This is a genomic window from Candidatus Albibeggiatoa sp. nov. BB20 (assembly GCA_016744725.1).
Taxonomy (GTDB): domain Bacteria; phylum Pseudomonadota; class Gammaproteobacteria; order Beggiatoales; family Beggiatoaceae; genus Albibeggiatoa.
This window is the reverse complement of record JADGDW010000158.1, coordinates 1-6,763: the sequence shown is the minus strand read 5'-3', so window position 1 is coordinate 6,763 and position 6,763 is coordinate 1. Positions and strand designations below refer to the sequence as shown.

Below are 6,763 nucleotides of genomic sequence, written 5' to 3'. Positions count from 1 at the left end.
GGGTAGCATTTCATTAAATATTTTTAATTAATTTAGATAGGAATGGCAAGTGGATAGGTTGAAGATCATAGCAGCCTATTCAGTTTGCTAAGTGATATTACATTGTTATAAAAAGAGGAAGTTTAGACCATGACCACGAAACATCTTTTTTTTAGGTATTTAGGACTATTATTGTTGCTGGGATTGCCAGTAATTGGCATACAACTGAGTTATGCTATTGATTTAAAAAAAGACTTAATTCTTCATCTTAATATGGATGGCAATATACAAGACCATAGTGGTCAAGGGCATCACGGGACTGGTGGACAAGTCACCTTTGAGTCTAGTCCAATCGGTGGTCAAGCTGCATTTTTTAATGGGAATAGAAGTACTGGTATAAAAATTTCCAATGTCAGCGATTTTAACTTTAATAACCAGTCTTTTAGCTACTCAACATGGGTTAAAATTTACGATCATCAGTCTGATTACTATCGTGGTTATATCTCTCTTTCAAACCCAAATGGTGTACCTAGGTTAGATATGGCAAAAGGTCGAGGGAGAGCCTATAGCCATAAGACCTACATGCAAGTTTATACAGGTCAACAATCTATGGTGCTATCCAATGGAACGCCGCCACTACATGAATGGATACATCTTGCTTCTGTGATTGATTATGAAAATAAGACTAACAAATTTTATGTGAATGGCACACTTGATAGTACAAAACCGCTTGTTGATTTTAATGTTTCATCACCAGTTTTAACAATTGGTAGCTATAGTTGGTACGACGAAAAAATGCTAGGTCACTATGGGTTAATGGATGAAGTGCGTATTTATGGTAGAGCCTTATCTGAGTCTGAAGTGATTAAACTTGCTCAAGCCCCTTTCAATTGTAACCAAGTTACAGAAATCCCACAGTCAGAATGTGAAGCCTTAGTTGCACTTTATGATAGTACCGATGGTGATAACTGGACTGACAATACAGGTTGGAAGCAGACTAATACGCCTTGTAATTGGAAGGGGGTGCTCTGTAGTAGTGGAAGAATATATAGCCTTGCTTTGTATCATAATAAATTAAGTGGCGAACTTCCATCTAATTTAGGAAACCTATCTGCATTATCTTGGATAAACTTGGGCTTTAACAAATTGATAGGTGATATTCCTGTTGAATTAGGAAAACTATCTAGGTTGAGTAGTCTTGTGCTTAATGATAACCAATTAAGTGGAGAAATTCCTAAAGAGCTAGGAAACTTAAATTTACAACAAATTCTTTTTACTCGTAACCAGCTCACTGGGGACATTCCGACCGAATTAGGTAATATTGATACTCTACAAACCCTTAGCTTAAATAATAATCAATTAACTGGTGAAATTCCATCTGAATTAGGTAGCTTATCTAAGTTAAGATACCTTTACTTAAATAGTAATCAACTAACTGGTGAAATTCCGTCTGAATTAGGTAGTCTCTCTAGCTTGGCACACCTCTACTTAGATAACAATCAATTAATTGGTGAAATCCCTAGAGAGTTAAATAATCTTTCTAAAATAGTAGATTTAACATTAAATAATAACAACCTAACGGGTAACATTCCTAATATTAGCCAGTTAACAAAATTGAATATATTTCGGGCTGAGGAAAACAGCCTAAATGGAGAATTACCAGACATTAGCCAATTAACAAAACTGCACATATTCCATGTTGGAGAGAACAACTTAAGTGGAGCATTTCCTAACATCAGCCAATTAACAGAGTTGCAGAATTTCCATGTTGGGAGAAGCAACTTAACTGGAACATTTCCAGATATTAGCAGCTTAACAAAGTTGCATACTTTTAATATTGAGTATAATAAATTAACTGGAACACTACCAAACCTCAGTCATTTAAGAGATTTATTTGATTTTAGAGTGACTAGTAATCAATTATCAGGTACTTTACCAGACCTTTCAGGACTAACTAAATTAACTTATTTTGTTGCTGGTGGTAATAATTTTACAGGCTCTGTACCATCGATAGATGGTTTAACTGCTTTAAAAGGCTTTTTTTGTACATATCAATAAACTCACTGGCAACATTCCTGAATTTAATAATGTCCCAGAACTCAATTCTTATTATGTTTCTGATAATAAACTAGATGGCACATTACCCAGCTCAATCCAAAATTTAACTAATTTGACGCATTTGATGGTTGAGAACAATCAATTTACTGGAGAATTCCCTGCTTTAGCTAATTTAATAAATCTCTCTGAACTTACAGTTGGTGGAAATGCTGGATTGTGCAGAGGTAATAATATTGATTACGCTGGACGTGCTGAAGTTGAAGCCCTTCCATTTTGTGAATTCTCCTGCTCAAACGTCACCGAAATCCCACAATCAGAATGTGAAGTACTGGTTAATATTTATGATGACTTAGGCGGCGACAATTGGACAAACAATGTTGGTTGGAAACAAACCAATAACCCTTGTACAAGTTGGTATAACCTTGGCTGTAAAAATGGTCATGTCACTGATATTGCATTAGAAAGTAATAATTTATCTGGTGTAATTCCTGACTTAATCGCATTAACTGAACTTGAGACCTTACCGATTGGCAACAATCCCAATATTACAGGTGCTATTCCTGAAATCGGGTCATTAACAAAACTGTATCATTTCTCAATAGGCAATACAGGCATTTCAGGCTCAATTCCGTCTAGCATTCTGGGTGCAACGAGCTTGCGTGAATTAGGTTTAAGCGATAATCCAAACTTAACAGGTGAATTACCTGATTTTAGTCAACTCCCCAATTTAAGAGAGCTTAATTTAGGCGGCAGTGGCTTTACTGGTGCAATTCTATCGTTACCTAGCAATTTAACTTTGTTCAATGTTACAGGCACAGATTTATGCCGTGATCTTAGTACAGACTACGGAAGTTACTCACAAGTCAATGACTTGCCTATCTGTGACTTTTCTTGTGCAGATGTCACCCAAATCCCTGTCAATCAATGTGAAGCCTTAGTTGATTTTTATCATAGCACCAATGGTGATAGTTGGGCACGTAGTGAAAATTGGTTAGAAACGGGTACGCCTTGTGATTGGTATGGTATTACTTGTGAAAGTGGTCTACTTAAAGGAATTAATTTAGATAATAACAATCTGACAGGTACAGTTTCAGACTTAAGCGGATTGACTGATTTGACAGGATTGTATCTGCACATTAATAAATTGACGGGTAATTTACCCGACTGGAGTCAATTGGTTAATTTGCAAACAATTTATTTACAGACCAATCAATTTACTGGTGGAATCCCAAGCTTTTCTGGTTTAAATAAACTTTCTACTATTATTTTGTACCAGAATAATTTAACAGGAACAGTGCCTGATGTTAGCCATTTAGTATATTTAGTTAATTTTCAAATGCAGACCAACGAACTATCTGGCGTATTACCTGAAATTAAAAATTTAAAACATTTAATTCATTTCAATGTAGAGAACAATCACTTTACAGGAGAAATACCAGATATAACGGGATTAACTAAACTTACAACTTTTCGTGTAGCCGCAAATTTATTAACAGGTTCGCTACCAGTTCTTGATGACTTTTCACAACTTGTTACTTTTTCAGTCAATACTAATCAATTAACAGGAACAATACCTGAATTTGGAAATGTGCCTAAATTGGACGCTTATATAGTTTCCAATAATAATCTAATAGGTTCATTACCAGATTCTTTGCGTAATTTGCCTAGCTTGACTCTTTTAAATGTTGCATTAAACAAATTGACGGGTGACATTTCTATTATCAGCGATTTGGAAAGTATTGAGGTTATCAACCTTGAACATAATCACTTTGAAGGTGAATTACCCAGTTTTTCTAAACTAAAATGGTTAGAAGATATTGTGCTTAATGGCAATAATCTTACTGGTGGCATTCCAGAGATTAATCACTTAGTTCATGCTTGGAGGCTTTTCCTTGGCGTAAACTATTTTGAAGGTGTTATTCCTCCAATGGATCAACTAGAGCTAGTAACAGCTCTTAATCTCAATAGTAAAACCAATGGCATTTGTTATTCGCCAAATATTAATTATGGAAAACACGCGGCTGACATCCAACAACGCTACCCACAATGTTCAGAAGAACAACTCACAGCGATAACGTGTGATGACATTACAGAAATTCCACAAGACGAATGTCAAGCCTTAGAAGCAATCTATACCAACACCAACGGCAATGACTGGACTAATAATGATTGGTTCAAAAGCAAATACCCTTGTAACTGGCATGGTGTAAGTTGTGAAAATGGGCGAGTAACCGCGATTGATTTGGATAACAACAATCTTGTGGGTGAGTTACCTGATGAGTTAGAAGTATTAACCGAAATGGGTGTTTTATCTGCCAGTGGTAATAAGTTAGAAGGCGATATTCCAAACCTAAACGCATTAGCCAACCTCGAAAAGCTTGATTTATCCAACAATAAATTAACAAGCAATATTCCAAATTTGGATAATCTTATTAATCTAAAACATGCGGATTTAAGCGACAACCAATTAACTGGCAATCTGCCAAGCTTGGACGGTTTAAGCAAACTGGAAAATCTATTTTTAGATGGTAATGATCTGACGGGTAAATTACCTGATACCAGTGTCGCGCCAAATCTCACCAATATTTCAGTTGACCAAGACGATGATATTTGTCAAAAATCAAGCTATGACTATTCTGCATATCCACAATTGGCAGCTTACCCTGAATGTGCCTCTTCTATTTTAGGGATTAACAAAAAAGGCTCAGGTTCTGGCAGTGTCAATACAGATGATGGCAATATTGTATGTGCTACTCACTGTATTGCTCAGAGCTTTAACTATCCTGAAAATGAGCAAGTCACTTTGTCGGCTGTGCCTGATGCGGGTTCAGTGTTTAAATCATGGGGTGGTTCATGCCGTGGTATTGAGCCGACCATCAGCATCCAAATGCAGAGAAGTAAAACATGTCTTGCACTGTTTGACCTTGAACAAGATGAAAACTCCCACCTGTTAGAAGTGCGTAAAAAAGGCAGTGGACGCGGTTCATTTTCTATTAAACAAGCGGGTAATCTGATTGATGTTTGTGGTGAATCTTGTGCCAATAAACGTCAACATCGTTTCCCAATGGGTAACACGGTGGACATTTCCGCACGAGCCGCAACAGGCAGTCAATTTACTGGTTGGACAGGCGCATGTGAGGCTGAAACTTTACCAAACATCAGTATTACAATTGATGCTTCCAAATCGTGTGCAGCAATCATTGATTTATTACCAGAACCACCGCCTAACATGATTCGTTTAGAAGTCGGCGAACATGAAAACAGTTCAGGTCATGGCAAAATTGAAATGATTGGGATTAATTGTGGCAATGATTGTGAAGATTATATTGAAGCGGGTCGCACTGTTGGCTTAAAAGCAGACCCTGATGCATTATCTTCATTTGTATCTTGGATGGGAGAATCGCCACAATGCCAAGCTAAAACCACACCTTATTTACAAATCACGCCTTATGAGGATATGGCTTGTTATGCCCTCTTTAACAGTGCTTTAGACCAAATGGCAGCCGAAGAAGTGATTGAGTTTTATGAACAGGGCGAACTCAATGACGATACGGTGTTAACAGAAGAGTATCCACCGATTCCAATTAATAATGAGCATTTAGAATATGCTTATCGTTTGGCATTAAGTGCGCTGATTCAAGTGGATGAGCATTTGGCTGTGACGGGTGAGTGGCCGACTCAATTTGAAAATTTACAGCGTTATCTCCCTGAACCTGTCGAGTTTTATGTTGAATCGGTACAAATCCAATCGAGAACAGAGATTAATTTACTGGATAGAGATGTGACGGTTGTTGGGTTATTTGTCAGAGTCGATGTAGTTTTAGAGCATAAAACGGGTGCAGAAGAGTTACTACCTATTCTGATTTACTACGGTGAAGAACCTATAGAGGAGAGCGTAGTTTATCTTTCTGGGTTGAACAAAGACACGAGTCGTCGCCGTGGAAGACGTGGCCGCCATTATGGTTGTTATCCACGACGTAGACGTTGGTAAATAGAAGTGTTGGTGTTGTTTCGTTCTATGGAGCAACACCGATTCAAACAGATGAATTTATAAAGAATAAAAGTCCGTCATAAATAAAAAGATTTAAGCATTTTAGGTAAGTTTGTATGACACGCATCAATAACTCACATAATGATTTTGCTTGTCACATACTACATTAATGAAAAAGAGGAAGTTAAGACCATGACCATGAAACATCTTTTTTTTAGATATTTAGGGCTTTTGCTGTTGCTGGGATTGCCAGTAAGCAGTTTTGCATTTAGTTGTCAGGATGTTACAGAGATTCCTGTAGCTGAATGTGATGCTCTAATTACACTTTATGATAGTACGGATGGTGATAATTGGAGATTCAAAACAGGATGGAAACAAACTTATACACCTTGTAGTTGGCAAGGAATAAAGTGTACTAATGGGCATATTAGTAGTTTAAATATACAAGCAAACTTATCAAATATTTCTATACTAGAAACAGATTTACCCTACTTGAACGAGTTAAGTATTGGAAGCGATTTAACCGAAGCTCCAATTCCTGAAATTAATATACCTAGTTTAGAAAAATTATATATATTTGGAGAGAAAACCACTTCAGTACCTAATTTTGCTTATCTTAGCAACTTAAAAAGTCTGCAAATATCTGATACCAGTATATTGAAAACCATCCCAACCTTTTCTAACCTAGATAGTTTGGAAGGTATTACTATTGCAGGCAACATGCAATTAGAGTCT

General features: G+C 36.8%; 3 protein-coding genes. All 3 read left to right on the top strand.

Annotation, left to right across the window (positions count from 1 at the left end; all coding sequences use genetic code 11):
- Window positions 1-129: 129 nt before the first annotated feature.
- A complete protein-coding gene (locus tag ABXH34_RS15165) occupies window positions 130-2,037 on the top strand; it encodes a leucine-rich repeat domain-containing protein (protein ID WP_353572729.1) in 1,908 nt (635 codons plus the stop codon).
- Window positions 2,038-2,161: 124 nt separating this feature from the next.
- On the top strand, window positions 2,162-6,028 hold the full coding sequence (locus ABXH34_RS15160; protein ID WP_353572728.1) for an InlB B-repeat-containing protein: 3,867 nt from the start codon (window positions 2,162-2,164) through the stop codon (window positions 6,026-6,028).
- Window positions 6,029-6,220: 192 nt separating this feature from the next.
- Window positions 6,221-6,763, top strand: a 543-nt coding sequence (locus ABXH34_RS15155) for a leucine-rich repeat domain-containing protein (protein ID WP_353572727.1), incomplete at its 3' end; no start/stop codon positions are given.